The following is a 23,437-nucleotide window of genomic DNA, read 5'->3' on the forward strand; positions in this document are numbered from 1 at the left end:
GAGAAATACAAGGCGCTTTCGGTGAACATGCGGGCGATCCGGGGGTTGGAGCGCGAGAGCTTTAACGAGGATCAACTTATGACCGTCAGCACGGCCGACGATTCACCTCCGCGACCCCTGTCGCCGCTGGCCGCCGGCACGATCGCAGTCGGCGTGCTGGGGCTGAGCGCATTGGTCGGGCGGCGCAATGCACCCGATCGGACGCATCCCGGCATCCGTCGCTGGTATCGCCGGCTCGACAAGCCCGGCTTCACCCCGCCTGACGCGGTGTTCGGCGCGGCGTGGCCGGTGCTGGAGACGCTGGCGGCGGTCGGCGGCTACCGGCTGCTGCGGGCTCCCGCCTCACCGCGGCGGAGCGCAGCAATCGGCCTGTGGCTGGCGAACAGCGCGATGATCGGCGGGTGGACCGAACTGTTCTTCCGCCGCCGCGAGACGGGTTCGAGCGCGCTCGCGGCAGGCGCGATGGCGGTCGGCACCGGCGCGCTGGTCGTCACCGCTGCGAAGGTCGATCGCGGCGCGGCCGCCAGCGTGGTGCCGCTCGCCGCCTGGCTGGGCTTCGCGCCCGTGCTGGCGAGCGAAGTCTGGCGACGCAACGCCGCGTCAGACGATAAAACTCAGGGCAGGAATGGCGCGCAGGGCATCGGCGCCTCATAGGCCGCGACGCCCTCTGCCAGCCGGTACACCTGCCGCGTCTCGCGGTCGTACTCCGCCCACGGCAGCGATCCGTCGCGCGCGAAATCGACCCAGATGCGGTGGACCCGGTCGGCCAGATCCTGGGGCGGCGCTTCTCCACACAGCCCCTCGGGCCCGGTCACGGTCGCCAGCGAATCGAAGACGAAGCCCAGCTCCATCCCGTGCGCCGCGCCGAGAGCGCCGTCGTAGCGCGGCGACCGCCAGTCGAACTCGTAGACATGGGTCCGCCCGCGATGCTCCTCGGCGAAGCGCCGTGCCGGCCAGCGAAAAACGAGGTCACTCATGGCGTCGGTCAGGACGTGACCAGGCTTGCGCGTGCCCAGACCGTAAGCCTTCAGCGTCCGCCACGCCCGCGGATGCGACCGATGCAGCACGAAGATCGACAGCAGTTTTCCGATCCTGTCGCGCACGCCGCTGGTGACGAGATACAGGTTCATCTCCTCGGCATTGCTGCCGATCAGCAGGTCGACGTCGGCACCCGCTCCGGTCCTCAGTGCGTCGAGCGCCTTCACCGGTAGAACGTCGTCGCCGTGGACGGGCACGAAGCGGCTGATTCCGAACACCGGGTCGCGCCCCTCGCCATCGCGCAGATCGATGCGCGTCGTCGGCAGCGAGATCGTCTCCAGCGCATCGAGCGCGGCTGCGGTGGGCACTGCGGCGAACCCGGCGCGGTCGGGGCTCACGCCGAGCAGCTTGGCGACCTTGCGCACCAGCCGCTGCGCCACGCCGATGTCGCGCGTCATCGCGCCATGCCCGCTCTGGACGATCGCACGCCGGAACAGCCCCTTGGCGAGCGGCGAGGTGACGAGATCGCAGATCGCCATCGCCCCCGCCGATTCACCGAAGACCGTGACGTTGCCGGGATCGCCCCCGAATGCCGCGATCTCGTCGCGAACCCACGACAGGCCGGCGATCATGTCGCGCAGGCCGAGGTTGGTAGGCACGCCCGGGATCGGCAGGAAACCGTCGATCCCCAGGCGATAGTTGATCGCGACATAGACGACCCCGTCGCGCGCGAAGGTCGAACCGTCCTGGACGCCCGCATCCTTGCTGCCGACGACGAACCCGCCGCCGTGGATGAACACCATCACCGGCAGGCCCTGCGCATCGCCCGTGGGCCGCAGGACGTCGAGCGTCAGATACGCGTCGCCTTCGATCCAACCCGTCCCGATCAGCGGCACGGCATCCAGCCCCGGTACCGACCGCACCCGCTGCGGCGCAGTGGCGCCCCGCGCGGCGGCGTGGAGGACACCGTCCCACGCCGGTGCCGGCCGTGGTGGCTCGAACCGGGCATTGCCGACCGGCGCGGCGGCGTAGGGAATGTCACGATAGCGAACGACGCCACCTGCCCGCTCGCCTGCGACGAGGCCGCCGCGCAGTTGCAGGGTCAGGGCATCGGCGGTGCTCGACATGTCAGGGCTCATCACCGCACGATAGACCGGCCCCACCCGCTCCGCCACATCGCAGGATGTGCCGATCGGCCGGTTCTGTTGCCCGGCGCGTTAGGTTAAGTACGAAGACTGGCGTATAGCGGGTCACCGTCGCATCCTGCCCCAGCGCAGCGAGGGCTGAGAGACATACGTGCTCCCGCTTGACGGAGATCAGCTCATGGACACGTTTTCCTATCACGGCGCGCGCACGCGGTGCGAGAACCGGATGGCGGCCGACGCCGACAGTGCAGTGGCGCGGATCGCGCATCGCAAGCTGGCGGTCCTGCATGCGGCGCTCGCCGATCCGGAGCGTGCGGGTCCGATGCTACCGGTCGCCTCATGACCACCCCCGACATCGCCTCGGTCGGCCGCCGGATCGCCTTCATCGGTGCCGGCCATGTCGGCGCGACCGCCGCCTATGCCACGATGCTCCGCGCGCTGTTTCAGGAGATCGTGCTGATCGACAGCGATGCCGATCTGGCCAGCGCCGAAGCCGCGGACCTGTCCGATGCAAACGCCCTGGCCCGCCCGGCGCGGATCTGGGCGGGGTGCTATGCCGACGCGGCCAGCGCCGGGATCGCCGTCCTTACCGCCGGCGCGGCGTCGCACGGGAACGAAACCCGCCTGTCGCTCGCCGCGCGCAGTGCGGTCATCGTCGCGGAATGCGTGACGAGCCTCGCCACCGCGGGCTTCGGCGGCATCCTGATCGTCGCCTCCAACCCCGTCGATCTGATGACGCTGGTGGCGATCCGCCACGCCGGCCTGCCGCAGGCCAGGGTGATCGGCACCGGCACGCTGCTCGACACCAGCCGGCTGCGCGCGGCGCTGTCCCGGTCGCTCGACATCGCCGCGAGGGCGATCGACGGCTATGTGCTGGGCGAGCACGGCGACAGCGAGGTCGCCGCCTTCTCGACCGTGCGGATCGGTGGACAACCCATCGACGCGTTCGCCGACGAAACGACCCTGTCCGCTGTCGCGATCGACGTCCGCGACGCCGCCTATCGCATCGTCGGCGGAAAGGGCTTCACCTCCTTCGGCATCGCGACCGCCATCGTCCGCATCTGCGAGGCGGTGGTCCGCAACGAACACGCCGTCCTGCCGGTCAGCGCCTGGATCGGCCGGCACTACGGATCGACCGACCTGTGCCTGAGCCTGCCCTGCGTCATCGGCGCCGAGGGGATCGAGCGGGTGCTGTTTCCCGTGCTCGACTACCGCGAGGATGCCGCGCTGCGGATGTCCGCCGACACGCTCACCGAAGCGCTGGAAGGAATGGACCGGCCGGCCTGAGCCGCGTCTGCCGCACATGGTCCGTGGTCAGCGGCACGTCAGCACGACCCATCGCCCCGTCCGCCGAACCGTGCGAACCTGCCAGGGCCCCGCCGCTTGGAGAAAGCGGCGTTGCAGATGCGCCGCGTGCTGGGCAAAATCTGGGAAATCGATGCGGTGATGCGCGAGGACGAGCGTGCCGCCGGGACGCAGCACCTTCGCCACGTCGCGCGCGGCGCGTCGCATCGCGCGAGCGTCGAGATAGTAGAGCACTTCCGCCACCACGACGATGTCGTAGCGATCGCGCGGCAGGCGCCCCGGCACGGTGAGCTGGATCGCGCGGGCGCGGGGCGCGCTGCCGCGGATCGCCTTCGCCACCAGCGCAGTGCCGCTCGCGGTCGCTTCGGTCGCATCCAGACGCAGCGCGCGCGGGGCGATCGCGGCGCTGTTCGATCCGTTGCCCGCCGCGATCTCCAGCACGCGGCCCCACGGCCCCGGCCCCATCGCGTGCAGGATGGCGGTGCGCTTCAGCGCCTCGTCGGCATCGGCAAACGTCCGCCACGGGTCGGCGTCGGTCGCGAACTTGGCGTCGAAGCCGGCAAGGTCGATCGGCCTCATCACCACATCTCCACGAACGTCTCGACCGAGCGGCTGAACGCGGCGATCTGCGCTCGCGTCATCGCAAAACCGCTCGGATCGTCGACGATCCAGCCGGCCTGGGTGCGATAGCGCCGGATCGCGCACCGCTTCGCCAGCCGCTCCTGTGCGGTGATCGCCAGCGACCGCGCGCCGCGCAGCCGCTGACCGGCGGGCCACACCGGATAGGCCAGACTGCGCGTGCCGCGGATCGGCGACGCCACTGCGGCGGCGACCGCGCGGTGATCGGGATGGTCGTCGGTGGGCGCGGGCGCAAGCACGACCAGCGGCTTCGGTGCCCGGCGGATCGCCGCCGCGACCGAGCGAGCGGCCGCCCCCATCACCGCGGACAGCGCACCATCCGGCCAGCGCAGGAACGCGATGTCGCCAGCCGTAATGCCGATCCGCCGCATCACTGCCCGCGTCTCCCGCTCGCGTTCGCGTACCAGACGACGCCGCGGCCAGCGCGGGCTGTTCGGATGCGACGCGGCGCCATCGGTCACCACCAGCACGCGCACCGCGACGCCGCGGCGACGCAGGCGGTGCATCAGCGAGTGCGCGGCGATTGTCTCGTCATCGGGATGCGGCGCGATGACCAGCACGCACGCCGGATTGCCGATCCGCAGCCTCACAGGCGCGGCGACAGCACGCCGGCGGCGACCGCTGCGCCGACCGCCATACGCTGCGCATCGGGACCGGGCTGGCGGAGGTACATCGCCAGGTCGGTGATCCGCGCGGCCAGCGGGTGCCCGACGAACAGCGCCTGCGCACCCACCGCCTCCTGCGTCAGGGCAAGCGCCCGCCCGCCCGCGTCATAGACTGCCGCACGCGCCGCCGCGACCAGCGCCAGCCGCGCGTCAGCGTCATCGAACCAGCCCTCCCCCGCCCGCCGCACCGCGCCGGCCGCCGCGTCGGCCAGGGCATAGAGCGCCGCGAGGCGTCCGGCCTGATGCGGGTCCGCCGCACGGCTCGTCGCGACGAGGTGGTCGCGCACGCCATCGACCAGCGCGGCGATGCCGCCCGCCTGCACCGCGGCGAAGCGCAGCGCCCCGCCGCTGAACCACGGTTCGCGAACATAGTCGCCCGGCTGCCCGATCAGATCGTCTTCGCCGATCGTCGCGTCCTGCCAGCGCACGACATGCGTCTCGGATCGCTGCATGCCGACCACCGCCCAGAAGCTGCGATCGATGTCGGGCAAGGTGCGCGACAGGTCGAGCAGGATCAGCTGGCGACCAGCCGCCGCATCGACCGTTACCAGCGCGTGCGACAGGATGCCGGCACCGGACGCGAAGCTCTTGCCACCCGACAGGCTGTGGCCGGACAGCTGCAGCGGCTCGCCCGACAGCTCGGCATTCCACACGCCCAGCGTCGCGCCACGCTCGACGCTGGCCGCCAGCGCCGCCCGCTGTTGCTCGCTGCCGTAACGCGAGACGATCTGCATCGCATCGACATGCCCCTCGAACAGCCGGCCGAGCGGCAGATCCTCGCGACCCACCGCGTAGAGCGTCCGCAGCAGCGCCAGCAGCGCGTCGCCGTCGGCAGGATCGGCCAGCGACGCGAGCGCCCCGGTCCGGGCGACGATGCGGTCACGCAGCTCGCTCATGCCGCCACCCGCGCGTCGGTCAGCCGGGCCAGTTCCGCCTCGGCCTCCGGCAGCGAAAGTTCGCGGAAACACGCGGCGGGAGCGGGGACGATGCGCATCGCGAACGCTTCGGCGTTCGGACAGTCGCGCGCAACCCCCAGCACATGGTCGCTAGTCAGGCCGATCGCATCGCCGACCGACCGCCAGTCGCGATTGGCGAACATGGCGCGGGCCAGTGCGTGCAGTCGATATTGCCACGCCGCCCCGGCCGGGTCCGAAACGAAGGTGGAGGCGGCATCCCCCTCGTCGCACCGCTGCAGCGCGAGCGCCAGCCCGCCGGCGGCGCGTCCATGTCGGCGATCCGACGTCGTGACGACGCACGCCGCATCCCGCCGCACCCGCCAGCCCGAACGCGCGGCGTCGTCGACCATCTGCGCATCCTCGCCCGACGCCATCGGCCGGAACCCGCCGAGCGCGCGATACGCATCGGCACGAAGCCCCATGTTCGCGCCGCCGGTGTAGTGGTGGGTCGCGGACGCCTCCCACGGCACCGGATCCAGCCGGCGACGCAGCGCGAACAGCGTGTCGTAATAGGCCTCGATACGATCGAGTAGCACGCTGGCGCCGACATGATTGGAGCGGACGATGCGCCCGGCGACGACATCGGCCGCCTGCAGCGCAACCGTCATGTGCTGAAGCCAATCGGGCGCAGGACAGCTGTCGGCGTCGGTCGTCAGCAGCACACCGGGCGCCTCGCCCGGCGCAGCGATGCCCATCGCCATCGCCTGCGCGCGGGCGGTCCCGGCGTTTCCGACCGGCCCCGCCGCCGTTTCGATCATCACCCGATGCGACGATGTCCGGCGATAGTCTTCCGCAATCGCCGCGCTGTCGTCGGTGCATCGATCCAGCAACAAGCAGACGACGACCGTCACGTCCTGCGCGACCAGCCGCTCCAGCGCTGCGAACAGGCTCGGCAGTCGGGCGGCCTCGTTGCGGACCGGAATGCAAATCGGGACGATGGTCAGCGGCGGGCACCTTCTTCGATCACCGTAGAATGCCCGAACGGTCGGCGACCGGCATTCAACTCGATCTAGTGGCGCGATGAAATCAAGGCGCGCCGGTCGATGCCGACCCATAGGATGCTAGCGACAATCGGACGGGATGGAAACCCGACGACGTCCGGCCATCGAACCGCGATCAGTTGGCGCCGGCGGAGTCCGGCAGGGCATACACCACCAGCGCGTCGCCTGCCTTCGTCTTCAGCTGTTTGTGCCCCGTCGCACCGATCGCGACATATTGCCGGCCACGATGCATGTAGGTCATCGCCGAAGCCTGTCCGCCGGCCGGCAGCCGGCCGGTCCACAGCAGCCGCCCGGTCGCGGTCTCGAACGCGCGAAGGTAGTCGTCCTGCGCCGCGGCGATGAAAGTCAGGCCGCTCGCCGTCGTCACCGCACCGCCGAGGTTCGGCGTGCCGAGCGGGATGCGCAGCCGCATCGGGATGTCGAGCGGTCCCGCGTCGAACCCGGTGCCGAGCGGTCGGCTCCACGCCAGCTTGCCGGTCGCGAGGTCGGTGGCGGCGATGAAGCCCCACGGCGGGGTGTTGCACGGCACGCCGAGGATCGACAGCCAGATCGGGCGATCGACACCCCACGGCGCGCCCTTCTGCGGCGCCACCGCTTGATCGGGGCGGCGCCCACCATCGCCGATCGCGGGATCGTCGACCTTGGCGCGCGGGATCAGCCGCACCTGGTTGGCGAGCCGGCTGTTGTTGGTCACGACCAGCCCGCGCGCGGGATCGATCGCGAGCCCGCCCCAGTTCAGCCCGCCGATCGTCCCCGGATACAACAAGGTGCCGAGCCCCTTGTCGGTCGGCGGCGTGTAGATGCCGTCGTAGCGCATGCGGTGGAACTGGATGCGGCACAGCGCGGCGTCGATCGGCGTCAGGCCGAACGCGTGGCGCGCGTCGATCCGTTCCGGGTCGCGTCCGGGCAGGCCGGCGAAATTGGGATAGAACACCGACTGCGGTTGCGTCGGCGACAGCGTCTCGCCCTGCACGCCGCCCTGCGGCACGGCGACGCGCGCGACCGGACGGACCGGACGGCCGGTCGCGGCGTCGAGCACGAACAGCGAGCCCGTCTTCGTTCCCTGGATCACCACGCGACGCACGCTGCCGCCGATTGCCAGATCGGTCACCACCGGCTGCGCGCCGAGATCGTAATCGAAGCGGTCGCGCTCGACCGTGCGGAACACCCAGCGCGTCGCACCGCTGGCCAGATCGACCGCGACCACCGCGGAAGAGAAGCGATCGTCTGCCGCCTCGCGGTTGCCGCCGAAATGGTCGTTGCCGGCATTGCCGGTCGCCAGGAAGACGAGGCCCATACGCTCATCGGCGGAGATCACGTTCCACACATTCGGCGTGCCGACCGGCCAAATTTCGCCCGGCGCCAGCGGCGTACCCGGACGGTCGATCCGCTTGGCATCCCAGGCCCGGCGGAGTTCACCGCTGGTCGCGTCATAGGCGCGCACGACGCCGGACGGCGCATCGCGACGCTGGTTGTCGCTGACCTGCTGCCCGACGAGCACGAGGTCGCCGACCACCGCCGGTCCCGAATTGCTCGAGGCATGGCCGGGCTCGCGCAGCCCCATGCCCGCGGTCAGGTCCACCGTGCCGCCCTGCCCGAACCCGCCGCACACCGTGCCGCGCACGGCATCCAGTGCGATCAGGCGACCATCGGCGGCGGCGACGAACACGCGCGCCGCGCACACCGCTCCGCCATCGCCCGGCTGCGCATGATAGCCGACCGCGCGACAGGCGGCGATGAACATCGATTCCATCGCACGCGGCGCAACCTTGGGATCGTACCGCCAGCGCTCGGCCCCGGTCGCCGGATCGAGCGCGAATACCATGTTGCCCGGCGAGCACAGGAACAGGCTGTCGCCGACCTTTAGCGGCGTGTTCTGCGCGGCGTAGGACACGCGATCGTTGGGCGCGGCATCGCCAGTTTCGAAACGCCACGCCTCTCGCAGCTGCCGCACGTTGCCCGGCGTGATCTGCGCGGCGGGCGAGAAACGCTGTCCGGCATTGTCGCCGCCGAACGCGGTCCAATCGGTGTCGGCGGGCGACGCGATCACGCTGCCCGAACCGGGCGGCGCCACCGGCCGCTCCCACGCCAGCGCGACGCCAGCGACGCCCACGATCACCAGTCCGCCCACGACCGCCCACACCGGGCGCCGGCGCGCCGCGCCACCCGGCCGCCCCAACAGCCACGCCAACAGCGCGACCGCGAACAGCCCGGCGATCACACCGATCCGCGCAGCCAGATCGATCGCCCAGACCGGCTGCCAGCCCTTGCCAGCGATTTCCCACAGCGCCCAGACGACGCTGAGCAGCACCGCGCCGCCCAGCAGCGACAGCCCCAGTCGCTGCCGCCCGCGCCACGACGATATCGCGCCAACCGTCAGCAGCGCGCCGCATAGCGCGTAATAGATATTGCCGCCAACCACGATCAGCCACAGCCCGAGCGCGACCATCGCCAGCCCGAGCAACCCCGCGATCGCTTGCGTAACCAGCAGCACCACGCCCCACACCCCGGCACGCAGTGTCTCGCGCACGCTCATGCCGCCACCGCCTCGGGCAGGTCGGCGAGCGTCGAATCCTGAGCGAAGGCGTGCGCGTGGTCGATCAGCCAGGCATCGGCGGTGGCGCGGCCAAGGTCACGCAACCCCTCGATCTGCGACCAGCGCGTGTCGAGCTTGCCCGCCGCGCCGCGCGTCGCCAGTTCGGGCGCGGCGCGCATCAGGTGCAGGTTGGTCTTCGCCAGGGTCCGCAGCTTGGGCGAAGCGGAGCGCGTCTCGCGCGCGATCGCCTGTACCTCGGTCAGCGCCTTCAGGTCGCGCAACAGGCAGGCGTTGAAGCCGATATCGCTCATCCGCCCGATCACGCCGGGCAGCGACGTCGGGACATCCTCGTTGGAAAACGGCGTGATCTGCACGATCAGCACGTCGGTCGCGCCGCGGTCGTCGAAGATCAGCGGCTCCAGCGCGGGATTGGCCGAAAATCCCCCGTCCCAATAATGCTCGCCGTCGATCTCCACCGCCGCGAACAGGTCGGGCAGGCAGGCCGAGGCCATCAGCGCGTCGAGCGTGATCTCCGCACCGGTGAACAGCCGCGCCGCACCGTTGGCGACTTTCGTTGCGGCGATATACAGCGGCACCGCGTCGGGGCGGGTCAGCGCGTCGAGGTCGACGCTCCCCTGCACGATGTGGCGCAGCGCGCGCATGTCGCGAACGTGCGGCGTGAACGGCGCGACATAGCGGCCGAACAGCTTGCTGACCTCCAGCGAGCGGCGCAGCCACGGCTCGAACACCGGTCCGCCCCACCCCGCCATGTCGAACGCCCGCAGCGGCGAGCCCTGCGACACCGCACGCCACAGGCGTTCCAACGCGTCGCACGCGCCCGGCGTGCCACCTTCGGCCAGGCCGGCGACCAGCGCGGCGCCGTTGAGCGCGCCTGCGCTCGCGCCGCTGACCGCGACGATCTCGACATCCTCTTCCAGCAAACGGTCGAGGACGCCCCAGCCATAGGCGCCGTGCGCACCACCGCCCTGCAGGGCCAAAGCGATTTTCGGGCGGGGCTTGCGCGGTGTCGTCATGATCGGTCGTCCCCCTGTGTGATGCGACATCCCGGCCCGCGACATCGATCGTCGATACGCGACCGTTACCGCCCGAACGGGTCCGGCCGCCTTTGGCTGCGTCGCAACACTAAATTACAGGCACGCCGGGATGGTGACGATCGGCAGGCCGGTGATGGCGGTCGCGGCCAGCCCGACCAGCGCGATGCGCCACGCCGTACGCTCAATCAGCGCCGCACCGTCGCGCCCCGATCGCGTCGCCAGCACCACCGCCCCGCCCGCCGCCAGACACGCGAGCCAGGCCGCGACCAGCGCCGCCCGGTGCAGGCCGACCCCCGCGATCCGCATCGTCGCCCAGCCGGCACCGCAGCCGATCCCGTGCAGGGCATAGAGCACGCAGAACGCGACCGCCCAGACGATCAGCCCGCCACTCATCCGCAGCAGCGCGGTCATGCCAGCCATCCGGGCAGCACGAGCACCAGCATGACGACCGCGGCCGAGCCGGCGGCGTGATCGCTCCACAGTCGTACGATCCGCCGTTCGCCCTGTCGCGCGCCGCCGACATGGCCCGACGCGATCCGGCTGCGCAAGAAGGCCAGCATGATCGTCGCCAGCGCGGCGTGGAACAGGCCGTAGCCCGCCACCGCCGCCCCGGTCGCGGCATAGGCATGGCCGGTCGGCGACGGCAGCGCCATCGCGACCGTGCCGATCAGCGCGAGGACGATCGCCACCTGCCCGCCGATCGCCGCACCGACCGCGCCGCGCCGGATCGCCAGCGCTGATACGCCCGCCCCGGCCAGGGCCAGCACCGGCTGCCACAGCATCGGCGCGATCAGCGCGGGCGGCGGCCAGTTCGGCGCGACCGTCCACAGGAACGCATAGCCGAACAGCAGGGAGGCGAAGAGAGTCGTGCTGGCGGCCAGCGCGAAGACGCTGCCCCACCAACCGGTCGTGCCATCCGCCTCCGCCGCGACGGGCAGGGTCGTGTCGGGGCCCGCGGCCAGCCTGCCGACATCCGCGCGCAGCCCGTTGCTCGCCGCCCAGCGCCAGCCCAGCACCGTCACGCCGATCAGGAACAGCGGCGCGATCCAGTAGAGCGATGCCAGCATTGCCAGAAAGAACCCGCCGAGCATGCCGGCGGTGGCGATCGGCAGCGAGCTGTTGCCCGGCAGGATCACGATATGCTCCGGCGCACCGGTCACCATGTCGACCGCCAGCGTCTCGCGCCAATTGTTGCGCGCGGCACCCAGCCATCCCTCGCCCCGCGCCAGTTCGACGCCGAGATCGGGCCGCTCGTCCAGCGGATCGCGGCTCGTCACCGCGGGCAGGCTGGCGAAGTTGTAGGCGGGCGCGGGCGTCGCCATCGCCCATTCCAGCGTCCCGGCGCCCCAGGGATTGCGCTTGCCGCGCCGTCCCAGCCAGATCTGCAGCCCGACGTCGATCGCGAACAGCGCGAAGCCGAACGCCATCACGAAGCTGCCGACCGACGACAGCAGGTTCAGCGCGGTCCAGCCCATCCCGTCCGGATAGGTATCGATCCGTCGCGGCATGCCGAGCAGCCCAGTCAGGTGCATCATGAAGAAGGTGAGGTTGAACCCGACGAAGATCAGCCAGAACGCCGCCTCGCCCAGCCGCATCACCCGCCCCCGCCCGGTGAAGTGCGGCAACCAGTAATAGGCCGCAGCGAGCATGGGGAACACGAACCCGCCGACCAGCACGTAGTGGAGGTGCGCGGTCACGAACGCGGTGTCGTGCGCCTGCTGGTCGAACGGCACCACCGCCAGCATCACGCCGGTCAGCCCGCCCAGCACGAAGACGACGAAGAACCCGATCAGGTACAGCATCGGCAGCTTCATCTGCGGTCGCCCGCTCCACAGGGTGCCGAGCCAAGCGAACAACTGCACCGCGGTCGGCACCGCGACCAGCGTCGACGCGGCGGAGAAGAAGCCGAGCGCCATATGCGGAATGCCGGTCGCGAACATGTGGTGGACCCACAGCCCGAAGCTAAGGAATGCCAGCGCCAGCACCGCCGCGACCAATCCGCCGTAACCGAGGATCTTAGTGCGCGCCATGACCGGCAGGATCGTCGACACCGCGCCCGCCGCCGGCAGGAAGATGATGTAGACTTCCGGATGGCCGAACAGCCAGAACAGATGCTGCCACAGCAACGGCGATCCACCCAATGCCGGTGTGTAGAACGGCCAGCCGAACGCACGCTCCACCTCCAGCAGGATCGATCCCAGGATCAGCGGCGGAAAGCCGAACAGCATCATCCCCGCCGTCGCCAGCATGTACCAGGCGAACAGCGGCATCCGGTCCAGCCGCATGCCGGGGGCGCGCAGCTTCAGGATGGACACCGCGATCTCGATCGCCGCGCACATCGCCGACACCTCGACAAAGGTGATGCCGAGCAGCCAGACATCGCTGTTGATCCCCGGCGTCCATTGCTTGCCCGACAGCGGCGGATACAGGAACCAGCCCGCATCGGGCGCGACGCCCGCCAGCATCGCGACGATCAGGATCGTGCCGCCGAACAGATAGCACCACCACCCCAGCGCCGAGAGCCGCGGGAACGCCATGTCGCGCGCGCCCAGCATCTTGGGCAGCAGGTACATCGCCAGCCCCTCGAACATCGGGATGGCGAACAGGAACATCATGATGCTGCCGTGCATCGTGAACAGCTGGTTGTAGACCTCCGGCCCCACGAACGCGCTGTGCGGCGTGGCGAGTTGCGCGCGGATCAGCATCGCCAGCACGCCGCCGATCGCGAAGAACACGAACGCCGCGACGATGAAGCGCTTGCCGATGTCAGAGTGATTGACCGATCGCGTCGTCCCGCGCCAGCCCGGCTCGGTCCGCCAGATCGCGGTCAGTTCGCGGTGCAGTCTCAGCGCCTTCATCGCCCGCCTCCGACGAATGCGGCCCAGCCGGCCCCGTCATGCGCCACCACGGTGAAACCATGCTCCCTGTGCCCGACGCCGCAATATTCGGCGCACTCGCCGCGATAGGTGCCGGGCCGCGCGGCGACGATGCGCAGCGTGTTGGTGTGGCCGGGGATCGCGTCCATCTTGCCGGCCAGGCGCGGCACCCAGACGCTGTGGATCACGTCGGTCGCGGTGATCGACAGGTCGACCGGGCGCCCCGCCGGAATGTGCAGCACGTTCTCGGTGGAGGCGCGTCCGGGATAGGTGAAGGCCCAGGCATAGCGCCGCGCCTCCACCCCGATCGTCACCGTATCCGGCGCCGCCGTCGGCAGCATCCGCCCGCCGAGCAGCAGCGCATAGACCAGCAGCGCCGCCAGCACCGCGCACGGCATCGCCAGACCGAGCCAGCCGAGCCACAGTCCCTCGCGCGCCACCCCGCGCCCACGCCGCCGGAACGCCGCGGCGAGCAGGACGAACACCAGCAGCGCGAGCAACGTTGCCCCCGCCAGCATGATCCACCACAGTCTCGCGACGGAGGCGGCATGCGGTCCGGCGGGATCGATCGTCGACAACGGCCCCGCGCAACCCGACAGCGCAAGGGCCGTTATCGCCGCGCACGACAGGATGACGGGGGCCCGACGATGACCGATACCGAGACGAGACTGCGCGATCCGATCGCCGAGAACCCGGCGCTGGATCGCAGCGCGTCGAAGGTCGCGGTCGCCGGCCATCCGATCCATGCGATGCTGGTCGCCTTCCCGATCGCGCTGACCAGTTCCACGCTCGGTGCCGACCTGTTCTACTGGTGGACCGGCGACATCTTCTGGGCGCGCGCGGCGCTGTGGGCGTCGGGCGCGGGCTTCCTGCTCGGCGTGCTGGCCGGGATCGCCGGCACGGTCGAGCTGCTGTGGGTGCCCGGCATCCGCGCGCGCGCCGCGAGCTGGACGCATTTCATCATCGCGGTGATGCTGCTGTCCGTGCTCGGCGCGAACTGGGGCTACCGGCTCGGCGGGTTCGAACAGGCGGTGCTGCCCTACGGCATCCTGCTGTCGCTGTTCGCGGTCGCCTTTACCGGTTTCACCGGCTGGCACGGCGGCAAGTTGGTGTTCGAATATCAAGTCGGGGTCGCTTCCAACGGCAATTGACGGCCCTGCGGCGCCTCGAGCCACGCCGGGATCAGATCGGGCATCGCCGGCTTGGCCAGCACCAGTACCAGCACCGCCGTCATCGTCGCCAGCATCGCGCCGACCAGCGGCACCGACGTCGGCGGCTCATACTCGCCGCGTCGCTCGCTCATCAGCACGACGGTATGCCCAACCAGCGCGTGCAGCGCGACGAGCACGCCCACCGCCACCAGCTTCGCGAACATCCACGGCACGAACGCACCGCGCACGAAGATCAGCGCCGTGCCCGCCGCGATCGCCACGACCGCCGCGGGCGTCACGATCCAGGTATAGCCGTAATGCGTGATGCGGCGCAGCCGCGCGTAATCCGCCTGCGTCTCGTCGGTGTCGTGCTTGCCCAGCACCAGCGGCAGCGCGACGAGACCCGCGCACCACAGGATCAGCGCGGCGATATGCACCGCCTTGACCAACGTCAGCATCATGCCGCGACATCCGTCATCGCGCGCCAGCGCCACGCCGCGAGCCAGCCGAGCGCCACCGCATAGGGCAGCATCCCCGGCACCCACATGATGAGCCCGGCATAATGCTGGTCGGCGAGCGGGCCGATCCCGAACGGCACCGTCGTCGCCAGATGCGACGCATAGAGCGGCCGCCCCGCGAAGGTCAGCAGCGCGCCGAGGAAGCCCATCTGGATCGCCCCGCCGATCAGCGCCATCGCCGCCTCGGCCGGGGCCGCGTGGCGCACCGCGTTCCAGAACGCCCAGCCACCGCCGAGCAGCGCGATCTGCATCGCCCAGTAAATCCCGACATGACCGAGGGCCGCATCGTACAGCGTCGGCACATGCCACATCCACAGTGCGACCGTGGACACGATCAGCCCCGCGACGGCACCCGGCGCCTTGCGCATCGGCAGCGCGACCGCCAGCAGCGGCGCGACCACCGTCACCAGCAGCACATGATGCACCGCCCGCGCGGAGAACAGCGCGGTTGTCAGGCCGCACAACGGCGACACGAACGCCAGCGCAAGGACTCCGATCGCGGCGAACCCCGCCGTCCGCCGCTCGCCGGGCAACCGCAGGCACGACACCACCGCGACCGCCAGAGCGATCAGCAGCACCGGATCGGCATTCCACTGCGTCGCCCACGTCGCCGGGCTGGGCGCGGGTCCACAATAGCTGTGACGCCAGTCGATCATGTCCGCGCAATCCCCCGCCGGGATCGCCCGGCTAATTTTGCCAAACGTGCAAACCGCCGTCTGGCCGCATCGCCAGAGGATTTTTTAGCTGCGACGGACCCGTCGGTGCGACGATCGGTTTGCCAGCGATACGAATTTTAGGGGAACTGCCGATGCCGACACCGGAACCCGTGAAGATCGACGACCGCGGCGCGATCGGCGCCTTCGCGACACGCGTCCTCGTCGCCATCGCGCTCGTCGCGGGCGCGGTTCTGGTCTGGCGGATGCACGACGTGCTGCTGCTGGTGTTCGCCGCGATCCTCGTCGCGGTGATCCTGCACGCCGCCGCGGACGGGCTGTGCCGGTTCCTGCCGCTGGCGAAGGGGTTCGCGCTTGCGCTGGCCGGATTGCTGATCGTCGCGCTGCTCGGCGGGGTCGGCACGTTGTTCGGACGGGAGCTCGGCGGGCAATTGTCCGAACTGTCGGCCGCGCTGCCCGACGCGTGGCAGCGCTTCGCCGAATGGGTGGGCGAGGATCGCGTGCAGAGCGTCGTCGACAGCATCTCGCCCGATGGATCGACCGTCGCGTCGGTCGCGCAATCGGCGTTCGGAATGGTCGCCACGACGCTGTCCGGGCTGATGCTGGCGATCCTCGGCGGTATCTATCTCGCGATCAGTCCGGGCATGTACCAGCGTGGCGCGCTGCGCCTGCTGCCGCCCCGCGCCCGCACGCCCGTCGGCGAAGCGACGGCCGAGGCCGCGCAGGGACTGCGCAACTGGCTGTTCGGGCAATTGATCTCGATGGCGGCGACCGGCATTGCGGTGTTCACCGGACTGACGCTGATCGGCGTGCCGTCGGCACTCGCGCTGGCGATCGTCGCCGGGCTGCTCGAATTCATCCCACTCATCGGCCCCTTCCTGGGGGCGGTGCCCGCGGTGCTGATCGCGCTGACCGTCGGCGTCGATACCTTCGCCTGGACGGTCGGCTTCTTCGTCGTGTGGCAGCAGATCGAGGGCAATGCGATGGCCCCGCTCGTCATGCGTTACGCCGTGTCGATCCCACCCGCGGTGACGCTGTTCGCGCTGTTCCTGTTCGGCGGCCTGTTCGGGCCGATCGGCGTCCTGCTCGGCGGGCCGCTGACGGTGGCGACGTGGATTCTGGTGACGAAGCTGTGGGTAGAGCGGATGCCAGAACGCGAAGCCTGACGCGGCGCGCTATCGCTCAGGGTTTCGGCTCGACCGCGGCGAACGCCGCGCGGATCGCGGCGATGCCCGGCACGGCGATCCGCGGCATCCCGATGTCGCGTCGCCGCGCACCGGGTCCGCGCGATCCGCGCTCGGCAAACCGCGCGTCCTGCGGGCGGAACACCGCGGTCTTGGTGCCGTCGCGCGCGGTGCCGTTCATCGACGTCCAGCCATCGGGATGGATGTGCGCGTCCATCGTGCAGTCGATGAACAGCGCGTGCCCGACCGCCTTCGGATCGGCATAGCGCCCGTCAGCGAACGTCGTCGTTGGGTGCCAGGGCCGGGCCAGGGCGATCGATCCGTCCGCGACCCCCGCCTCGCGCGTCAACCGCGACCGATAGACGACGATGCCGATGGGCTGCGACAACGGCGTCGACGGCGCGGCGATGAAGGAGGCGAACTCGCCGGGAGCGGTCGGCGCGCTACGGCGGCGGGTGCGCAGCTCGCTGTCCTCGATCAGCAGCATGCCGTTGCCGAAGATGAAATCGACGTTGCCCGCGATCACGCTGTTGCGGATCACCGCCCGCCTGCCGCGCGTGAAGAGCGTGTCCTGATACCCCAGCAGCGCGACGGAATCGAAAACGACGCGATCGCTGTCGGTATCGATCGTGACGGCGACGCCCTGGCTGTTGCCGATCCGGCGCGCGTCGCCGGCGGGCAGCGCGTCGTTCGACAGATAGTCGTAATCGTTCGCGATCGTCATGCCGGATACCGCCACATCGCTCGCGGCGATCGTCAGCGTCGCCGACCCCGCCGTGCCCCAGCCGGCGCGGTCGTAGCGGCCCGCCGTCTCCGCCACCGCATCGAAATGCAGGCGCGTCCGCTCAGGCCCCTGCCCCGTCAATCGCGTCCGCCGTCGCCGCACCGTCAGCTTCTCGCGATAGTCGCCCGCGCCGACATCGATCGTCACCCAGCCCGCGGCGTTTCTCTCCGCCGCGCTCAGCGCCGCGCCGATCGTCGCGAAGCAGCGCGGTTGCGCGCCGCAGTCGGCGCGGACGCGATAGCGTTCGTCGGCGGCCTGCGCCGTGGTGGCCGCGGTCGACGACAGGGCGAGCGCAAGGGCTGTCAGGCGAAGAATCATGGGCGGTTCCGAAGAAAGCGGTCGATCTGATCGACGACACGCGGGAGGTAGGGCTCATACAGCCAGAAGGTGTGCGGCGCACGATCGAAGGCGACGAAGCGATTGCGGATATGGTGACGGTCGAGCGTCGCCATCACGCTCTGGCGCCCGGCGGTGAAACGCGGCGATCCGCTGCCAAGGATCAATGTCGGGGGCGACTGCGGACCGACGTGCGATGCGGCGCTCGCCTCCCGCCAGCGCGGTCCCGCCGTTTCGAACGCGCCGCCGATCCAGCGCGCGAACGGCGACGACGCGCCTGCCGCATTCTCGAATGTCAGCGCCAGCGGGTCGGTCATGTCCAGCACCCCGTCGAGATCGATCAGCGCGGAGACGCGTGTGCTCGCGCTGTAGGCGAGCAGTGCTGCCATCTGGCCACCCGACGAATCCCCGCCGATCGCGATCCTGTCGGGCGAGACGCCGAACTCGGTCGCCCGCCCCTTCGCCCACGCTATCGCATCGGTCACGTCGGCCAGGCCGGCGGGGTAAGGCGCTTCGGGCGCCAGCCGGAACTCGGGCATGAACACCGCATAGCCGCGCTGCGCGAGCAGGTTGGCGAGCGGGTAGGAATGCGACTTGTTGCCTGACCGCCACGCCCCGCCGTGGACCAGCAGCAGCCCCTGCCCGTTCGACGTACCCTTGGGCGGCAGGAACACGTCGATATGCAGATCGCGCTCGTCGATCTGCTTGTAGCGCAGATCGAACAGCATGCGCTGGCCCGCCACCGTCTCGACGGTCGGCAACCGGATTTCGGGATGCTCAACCCGATCGGCGGCGAAGCGCCGCGCGACGTTGAAGCTGTCGTCGATCGACAAAAGGCTCTGCGCCGTCGCGGGCGATGCCGGGGCGACGGCGCAGAGCAGGACCGGGGAGAGGGCCGCGGTCAAGCCGAGCGGATCAGAAACGGAAACGCGCACCGACGAACCATTGTGCTCCGGTGTGGGTATATTCGCGGGTCAGATCCTGCGTGCCGTCGCCGGTGCCGTAGATGCGCTCCACCTCGTCGGTGATGTTGATGCCCTCGACGCTGAGCGTCAGGCGCGACGTGACGTTGTAGAACGCGGAGAAATCGACGTGTGTCGGCCCGTACTTCCGCTCCTGCACGTTGCCGCTGTTACCCGGCTGGATCAGCAGATAATCGTCGCGCTTGTTCGCCGAGATACGCGCGCCGATCTTCTTCGAGTCGTAATAAAGCGTCGCATTGTACGAATTGCGCGACAGCCCCGTTGAATCCCGCGCCGACACCAGCGTGTAGTTCGTCGCCACGCCGAAGTTGCTGAGCGCCCCCGGCAGGAAGGTGAACGGCTGGTTGTAGGTCAGCTCGATCCCCTTCACGCTGTTGCCGCCCTCGGCGTTGACGGGGATGGTGAAGGTGTACGGCACCTTCGCCGGATCGGCATTGTACGACGGGTCGTACTGCGGGTCGGCATAGATCGCCGGCCAGAACGCCGGATCGATCATCCGCGTGACCACCTGCGTCGTCAGCGACGTCGTGATGTCCTTGTTGAACAGGTTGACGGCCAGCAGCCCGCCTCGACCGAAATACCATTCGACGCCGGCATCTATGTCGTTGGACTGATACGGCTTCAGGTCCGGATTGCCGAGGTTGCCGACCGTGCGCGTGGTGTAGCCGAACACGGGTCCGGCGATGTTCAGCGTGCTCAGCCCCGGCCGCGTCATGCTGCGCGAATAGGCCAGCCGGGCGATCAGCTTGTCGGTGATGTCCAGCGCCAGGTTCATCGACGGCAGGTAATTCTCATAACTGCGCGTGACCTCCACCGGCTTGCCGCTGATCGACGCCTGCGACGTCAAATTGGTCTTAACATACCGCACGCCGGTGTTGGCCCGCAACTGCATGCCGCCCAGATCGAAGCTGCCGTTCAGCTCGACATAGCCGCCCAGCGTTTCCTCGCCAACGGTCCAGCCGGCGGAGGGGTTGGGGGTATAGCCGCTCGGGATCACGTTGCCGCGCGCGATCGCGTCGAAATCCACCACCGCGAACGTCCGCAGCCCGACGTCGCCGAAGCCCTTGCCGAAGTCGGCATAAGGGAACGCCTCCATATATTGCGACGGGTTGAAGGTTACGTTGGCCCCCGCCCCTTCCGCATAGCGGACCTTGCGGTTGTTGTAGGCGAAGCCGGTCCTCGCCAAGAAACCGGTGTCATCTGAGTAGGTGACGTTGAACTTGCCGGTATAATTCTCTTTCAGCACCGTGTTGATGCGGTTCGCCGCGGTCAGGGCATTGGTATAGTTCGCCGCGTTGCCCGGATCATAGCTGCCGAACCCCACCACCGGCACATAGGGATGCCCGGTATAGTCGTAGGAATAGGGGTGCGGGATCGACCGCGCGTAGAAGCGCAGCTCGGTGCGGTCCGCGTCATCGCTCGCCTTGCCCAGCAGCGCGTCGAGCTTGACCCGGTCCGACACGTCGTACGTGCCCGACAGAACATATTGGTTGAACTGGGACGTCGATTTCTGATGCCGGCTTTCGTACCAGGAGGTCACGTCGTTGAAGCTCGCGGCGATCAGCTGCTTGCCGTCCGGCGCCACGGTGAACGACAACGGCGTCTGACCGACGAAGTTGCCGGCCGGCCCGTGCGTCAGCAACCACTCCATCGAATTATAGCTGAACCGGTCGTTCTTCAGTTCCGAATGCAGCGCGTCGAGGGTGATGACCATTCCGTCGACCGGCTTGAACTGCAGCGATCCGGTGATGCCGAAGCGCTTCTGGTTGTTGCCGAAGAAGTCGGCACGCGGCAGGCGCGGCGCCCACAGGCAGTCGAGCGGATCGGTCGCGCCGCACCCGCCCTTCGGCGTGCCGGTGACGCGCGGATTGGTGTCGGCCCAGCTGTCCCCGGTCAGGAACGGCGTGGTCCACAGGACGCTCGAATAGCCTTCCTGATGCACGGTGCGTTCCGAATACGCTGCCGACACCAGCACGCCGATGCGATCGTCGGCGAAGGTGTCGCTGACGACCGCGGCCAGCCGCGGATCGACCGTGCGCGACACCGAATTATACCCGCCCTGCGCCGACACGAAGAGGTTGAAGCCCGAATGGTCGAACGGCTTCGACGAATAGAGATCGACTGTGCCGGCGATGCCGCCTTCCTCGATTGACGCGGTCTGCGTCTTCTGGATGTCGATCCGGTTGAACAGCTCGGAGGCGAACACGTGGAAGTCGAACGCGCGCCCCGCATTCACGGTGAAGCCGCCGGAATCCAGTCCGTCGCTGCTGGCGGGCACTTCCATCCCGTTCAGCGTCGTGCGGGTGAAGTCGGGCGCGAAGCCGCGCAGCGTGATGTTGCGCCCCTCCCCACCCTCGCGCGAGATGGCGACGCCGGGCAGGCGCTGGATCGATTCCGCCAGGTTGAGATCGGGCAGCTTGGCGATGTCCTCCGCCATGATGCTCTCGATCGTGTTGACCGCGCGGCGCTTGTTCTCCTGCGCGCTTTGCAGCGACTGGCGGAAACCGGTGACGACGATGTCCTCGCCCTGCGCCGCTTCCTCGCTCTGCGCGGCGGGAGATGCATCGCTCGCCTGCACCGGCGTTGCCCCGGCAGCGGCGGACGGCGGGGGCGCCGTTACCGCGGCGAACTGCTGATAGGGGCGGTCCGGTGCCTGCGCGACCGTGGCGCGACGGCGAACGGCAAGCGCGCCGCCGACCTTCTCCACCACCAGATCGGTGCCCGCTAGCAGTCGGTCGAGCGCGACCGGGACGGTCATCGTCCCCTTCACGGGGTTCAGCGTGACGCCGTCGGTCGCGGCCTGCGGCGCGAGGATCTGGATACCCGCCTGATGCGCGAACTGCGGCAGGCCGGTGCGCGCCGCCTGCGCCGGCACGTCGAAGCGGCGCACCTGCGCGGCGGCGGTGGCCGGAGTCGTAACGATGGCCGCAACGGCGACGGTGCCGAACAGGATATGATCGATGTGGCGCATTTTCAGCCCCTCCCCTTTGTCCGGACGCGCCTTCATCGGCGCGTTCCTTATGACGTAAGAGAGGCGAAGACCGCCGTTTCCGTCATGACACCGGTGTTTTTTTTCGTGTCAGGCGGATTTCGGCCGGGGTGACGGTGGCGGATACCTCCAGCGTCGCCTCCAGCGTGCCGGCAAAACCGGTCGGATTGTTGATCTGGAACAGGCCGACCAGCCGCTCGTGCGCCAGCGCCGGATCGTCCAGCACCAGCTGCTGGCGGTTGTAGCGGTTGAACGCCGCGATCGCGACCTCCAGCGTCTCGCCCTCCAGCGCGATCTCCCCGTCGCGCCACGCCAGCGACCGTTCGATCGCGCCCGGCGCGCTGCCGGTGCGCGGGGTCAGGTCGTTCTTGCTGAAGGTGGCGAACTGCCCCGCCTCCAGGATGCTGACCGCACCGCTGGCATCGGTCGCCCACACCGCCACCCGCCCCTCGGTCACCGCGATGCGAACGTCGTCGCCGGCGCGCTGGACGGAGAAGGCAGTGCCGACCGCCTGCACCTGCGCCACGCCGGCATCGACGATGAACGGCCGATGCTTGTCCTTCGCCACCTGGAACCACGCCTGCCCGCGCGTCAGTGCGATGCGGCGCGCGTCCTTGGCCAGCGCGATGCGCATCTCGCTGTCGGTATCGATCGCGGCAATCGAGCCGTCCGAAAGCGGTAGCCGCCGGATCTCGCCGCGGGCGGTCGTGACGCGCTCTCCGCCGGCAAACGGCCACCACACCACCCCTGCCACCGCGGCGGCCGCGGCAGCGCCACCGAAGCCGGCGAGCACCCAGCGACGATCGCGGCCTGCGGATCGATCCCGCCCCGCCGATGAGGGCACGTCGTGATGCGGCGCGACCGCGCGATCGATGCTGCACAGTGCCGCCTGGGCGCGCAGCAGCGCGCCGGCATGGCGCGGATGTTCGGCGAGCCACGCCTCGAGCGCGATCCGCTCCGCATCGCTCTCCGGCTCGCGCAGGGCCCAGCGCGCCGCGGCGTCCTCCTTGCCCTCAACCACGCGCCGCACTCCGCTGGCGCGGGCTGGCCCGGACCGCTTCGTCGGGATCTGTCAGCAGCCGCATCACTGTACGCAGGCTGCGGCTGGCATCATTCTCGACGACCGCCTCCGACACGCCCATCGCGCGCGCGATATCCTTTTGCGACAGCCCTTCGATCCGGCGCATCACGAATATCGCCCGCGCGCGCTCGGTCAGCGTGGACAGCGCCGCCTGGACGCGCCCCAGTTCGCTGCGCGCCACGACAATATCCTCGGGCGACGGCTCATCGCTCTGCCAGTCCGTGTCCAAGTCCGTGATCGCCTCGATCCGCACCACGCGTGCGGCCTTCACCTGTTGCTGGAGGAGGTTGCGTGCCACCGCGAAGAAATAGGCGCGCGGCTGTGTGATGTGCGACACGTCGTCCAGCCGGGCGAGACGGCAGTAGCAGTCCTGCACGATGTCCTCGACATCGCCGGCATGCGCGACGCGACGCCGCAGCCACGAACGCACTTCGCGCTCGTGCGGCAGTATCTCGCGGCTGACCCACGCGGCTAGGTCGTGGCGTGTCGTGGCACGTCTCCTTCGAGAGGGTAGAGTATGCCGGGCAGCATTTCCGTCACAACCCGCTTCAATAATCCGACCCGACCACCGCGAGCACCGA

At 69.6% G+C, this 23,437-nt stretch carries 22 protein-coding genes; 5 read left to right on the forward strand and 17 right to left on the reverse strand.

What is annotated here, in order from left to right; translation table 11 throughout:
- Window positions 1-78 precede the first annotated feature (78 nt).
- On the forward strand, window positions 79-654 hold the full coding sequence (locus ACX40P_RS12930; RefSeq protein WP_459126766.1) for a TspO/MBR family protein: 576 nt from the start codon (window positions 79-81) through the stop codon (window positions 652-654).
- Here ACX40P_RS12930 and ACX40P_RS12935 read toward each other — a convergent pair.
- A complete protein-coding gene (locus ACX40P_RS12935; protein ID WP_459126767.1) occupies window positions 615-2,105 on the reverse strand; it encodes a carboxylesterase/lipase family protein in 1,491 nt (496 codons plus the stop codon). The two genes, ACX40P_RS12930 and ACX40P_RS12935, sit on opposite strands and share 40 nt — an antisense overlap.
- Window positions 2,106-2,301: 196 nt before the next feature.
- On the opposite strand from ACX40P_RS12935, the gene ACX40P_RS12940 reads away from it, so the two are divergent.
- Together ACX40P_RS12940 and ACX40P_RS12945 are read left to right on the forward strand one after the other, a co-directional pair.
- Window positions 2,302-2,466 carry a hypothetical protein gene (locus tag ACX40P_RS12940; RefSeq protein ID WP_459126768.1) on the forward strand — a complete coding sequence of 55 codons (165 nt, stop codon included), beginning with the start codon at window positions 2,302-2,304 and terminating at the stop codon, window positions 2,464-2,466.
- Window positions 2,463-3,410 (forward strand): L-lactate dehydrogenase, encoded by a 948-nt coding sequence (locus tag ACX40P_RS12945; RefSeq protein WP_459126769.1) that lies wholly within the window; start codon window positions 2,463-2,465, stop codon window positions 3,408-3,410. Before ACX40P_RS12940 ends, ACX40P_RS12945 begins: the two co-directional genes overlap by 4 nt.
- 27 nt (window positions 3,411-3,437) lie before the next feature.
- Here ACX40P_RS12945 and ACX40P_RS12950 read toward each other — a convergent pair whose 3' ends face one another.
- From ACX40P_RS12950 to ACX40P_RS12990, 9 genes are all read right to left on the reverse strand, one after another.
- Window positions 3,438-4,007, reverse strand: a complete 570-nt coding sequence (locus tag ACX40P_RS12950; protein WP_459126770.1) for a class I SAM-dependent methyltransferase — start codon at window positions 4,005-4,007, stop codon at window positions 3,438-3,440.
- Window positions 4,007-4,657, reverse strand: coding sequence for a PIG-L deacetylase family protein (locus ACX40P_RS12955; protein ID WP_459126771.1), 651 nt, complete (start codon window positions 4,655-4,657; stop codon window positions 4,007-4,009). The genes ACX40P_RS12950 and ACX40P_RS12955 overlap by 1 nt, the downstream gene beginning before the upstream one ends.
- A complete protein-coding gene (locus tag ACX40P_RS12960; RefSeq protein ID WP_459126772.1) occupies window positions 4,654-5,628 on the reverse strand; it encodes an acyl-CoA dehydrogenase in 975 nt (324 codons plus the stop codon). Before ACX40P_RS12960 ends, ACX40P_RS12955 begins: the two co-directional genes overlap by 4 nt.
- Complete coding sequence (locus tag ACX40P_RS12965) at window positions 5,625-6,743, reverse strand: glycosyltransferase family 2 protein (protein ID WP_459126773.1); 1,119 nt, start codon at window positions 6,741-6,743, stop codon at window positions 5,625-5,627. The genes ACX40P_RS12960 and ACX40P_RS12965 overlap by 4 nt, the downstream gene beginning before the upstream one ends.
- Before the next feature lie 61 nt (window positions 6,744-6,804).
- On the reverse strand, window positions 6,805-9,225 hold the full coding sequence (locus ACX40P_RS12970; RefSeq protein WP_459126774.1) for an outer membrane protein assembly factor BamB family protein: 2,421 nt from the start codon (window positions 9,223-9,225) through the stop codon (window positions 6,805-6,807).
- On the reverse strand, window positions 9,222-10,259 hold the full coding sequence (locus ACX40P_RS12975; RefSeq protein WP_459126775.1) for a patatin-like phospholipase family protein: 1,038 nt from the start codon (window positions 10,257-10,259) through the stop codon (window positions 9,222-9,224). The genes ACX40P_RS12970 and ACX40P_RS12975 overlap by 4 nt, the downstream gene beginning before the upstream one ends.
- Window positions 10,260-10,373: 114 nt before the next feature.
- Window positions 10,374-10,691 carry a hypothetical protein gene (locus tag ACX40P_RS12980; protein ID WP_459126776.1) on the reverse strand — a complete coding sequence of 106 codons (318 nt, stop codon included), beginning with the start codon at window positions 10,689-10,691 and terminating at the stop codon, window positions 10,374-10,376.
- On the reverse strand, window positions 10,688-13,138 hold the full coding sequence (gene ctaD, locus ACX40P_RS12985) for a cytochrome c oxidase subunit I (RefSeq protein WP_459126777.1): 2,451 nt from the start codon (window positions 13,136-13,138) through the stop codon (window positions 10,688-10,690). The genes ACX40P_RS12980 and ctaD overlap by 4 nt, the downstream gene beginning before the upstream one ends.
- On the reverse strand, window positions 13,135-13,734 hold the full coding sequence (locus ACX40P_RS12990) for a cytochrome c oxidase subunit II (RefSeq protein WP_459126778.1): 600 nt from the start codon (window positions 13,732-13,734) through the stop codon (window positions 13,135-13,137). The genes ctaD and ACX40P_RS12990 overlap by 4 nt, the downstream gene beginning before the upstream one ends.
- 69 nt (window positions 13,735-13,803) lie before the next feature.
- Between ACX40P_RS12990 and ACX40P_RS12995 the strand changes: the two genes are divergently transcribed.
- On the forward strand, window positions 13,804-14,307 hold the full coding sequence (locus ACX40P_RS12995) for a DUF2231 domain-containing protein (RefSeq protein ID WP_459126779.1): 504 nt from the start codon (window positions 13,804-13,806) through the stop codon (window positions 14,305-14,307).
- Here the strand turns inward: ACX40P_RS12995 and ACX40P_RS13000 are convergent.
- On the reverse strand, window positions 14,277-14,768 hold the full coding sequence (locus ACX40P_RS13000; protein WP_459126780.1) for a CopD family protein: 492 nt from the start codon (window positions 14,766-14,768) through the stop codon (window positions 14,277-14,279). The genes ACX40P_RS12995 and ACX40P_RS13000 overlap by 31 nt on opposite strands.
- Window positions 14,765-15,481 carry a cytochrome c oxidase assembly protein gene (locus ACX40P_RS13005; RefSeq protein WP_459126781.1) on the reverse strand — a complete coding sequence of 239 codons (717 nt, stop codon included), beginning with the start codon at window positions 15,479-15,481 and terminating at the stop codon, window positions 14,765-14,767. The genes ACX40P_RS13000 and ACX40P_RS13005 overlap by 4 nt, the downstream gene beginning before the upstream one ends.
- A 152-nt stretch (window positions 15,482-15,633) precedes the next feature.
- On the opposite strand from ACX40P_RS13005, the gene ACX40P_RS13010 reads away from it, so the two are divergent.
- Window positions 15,634-16,665: an AI-2E family transporter gene (locus tag ACX40P_RS13010; protein WP_459126782.1), complete on the forward strand. Its 1,032-nt coding sequence runs from the start codon at window positions 15,634-15,636 to the stop codon at window positions 16,663-16,665.
- Between the two features lie 16 nt (window positions 16,666-16,681).
- On the opposite strand, the gene ACX40P_RS13015 is transcribed toward ACX40P_RS13010, so the two are convergent.
- From ACX40P_RS13015 to ACX40P_RS13035, 5 genes are read right to left on the reverse strand one after another with little or no spacing between them, the layout of a single operon-like run.
- Window positions 16,682-17,785: a pectinesterase family protein gene (locus ACX40P_RS13015; protein ID WP_459126783.1), complete on the reverse strand. Its 1,104-nt coding sequence runs from the start codon at window positions 17,783-17,785 to the stop codon at window positions 16,682-16,684.
- Window positions 17,782-18,708, reverse strand: a complete 927-nt coding sequence (locus tag ACX40P_RS13020) for an alpha/beta hydrolase (RefSeq protein WP_459126784.1) — start codon at window positions 18,706-18,708, stop codon at window positions 17,782-17,784. The genes ACX40P_RS13015 and ACX40P_RS13020 overlap by 4 nt, the downstream gene beginning before the upstream one ends.
- Window positions 18,709-18,718: 10 nt before the next feature.
- The gene (locus ACX40P_RS13025) at window positions 18,719-21,793 is read right to left on the reverse strand and encodes a TonB-dependent receptor (RefSeq protein ID WP_459126785.1); all 3,075 of its coding nucleotides are present in this window, start codon (window positions 21,791-21,793) and stop codon (window positions 18,719-18,721) included.
- 46 nt (window positions 21,794-21,839) lie between these two features.
- The gene (locus tag ACX40P_RS13030) at window positions 21,840-22,796 is read right to left on the reverse strand and encodes a FecR family protein (protein ID WP_459126786.1); all 957 of its coding nucleotides are present in this window, start codon (window positions 22,794-22,796) and stop codon (window positions 21,840-21,842) included.
- Window positions 22,789-23,286 carry an RNA polymerase sigma factor gene (locus ACX40P_RS13035; protein ID WP_459126787.1) on the reverse strand — a complete coding sequence of 166 codons (498 nt, stop codon included), beginning with the start codon at window positions 23,284-23,286 and terminating at the stop codon, window positions 22,789-22,791. The genes ACX40P_RS13030 and ACX40P_RS13035 overlap by 8 nt, the downstream gene beginning before the upstream one ends.
- Window positions 23,287-23,437 lie beyond the last annotated feature (151 nt).

The organism is Sphingomonas sp. RS2018, from assembly GCF_054489605.1.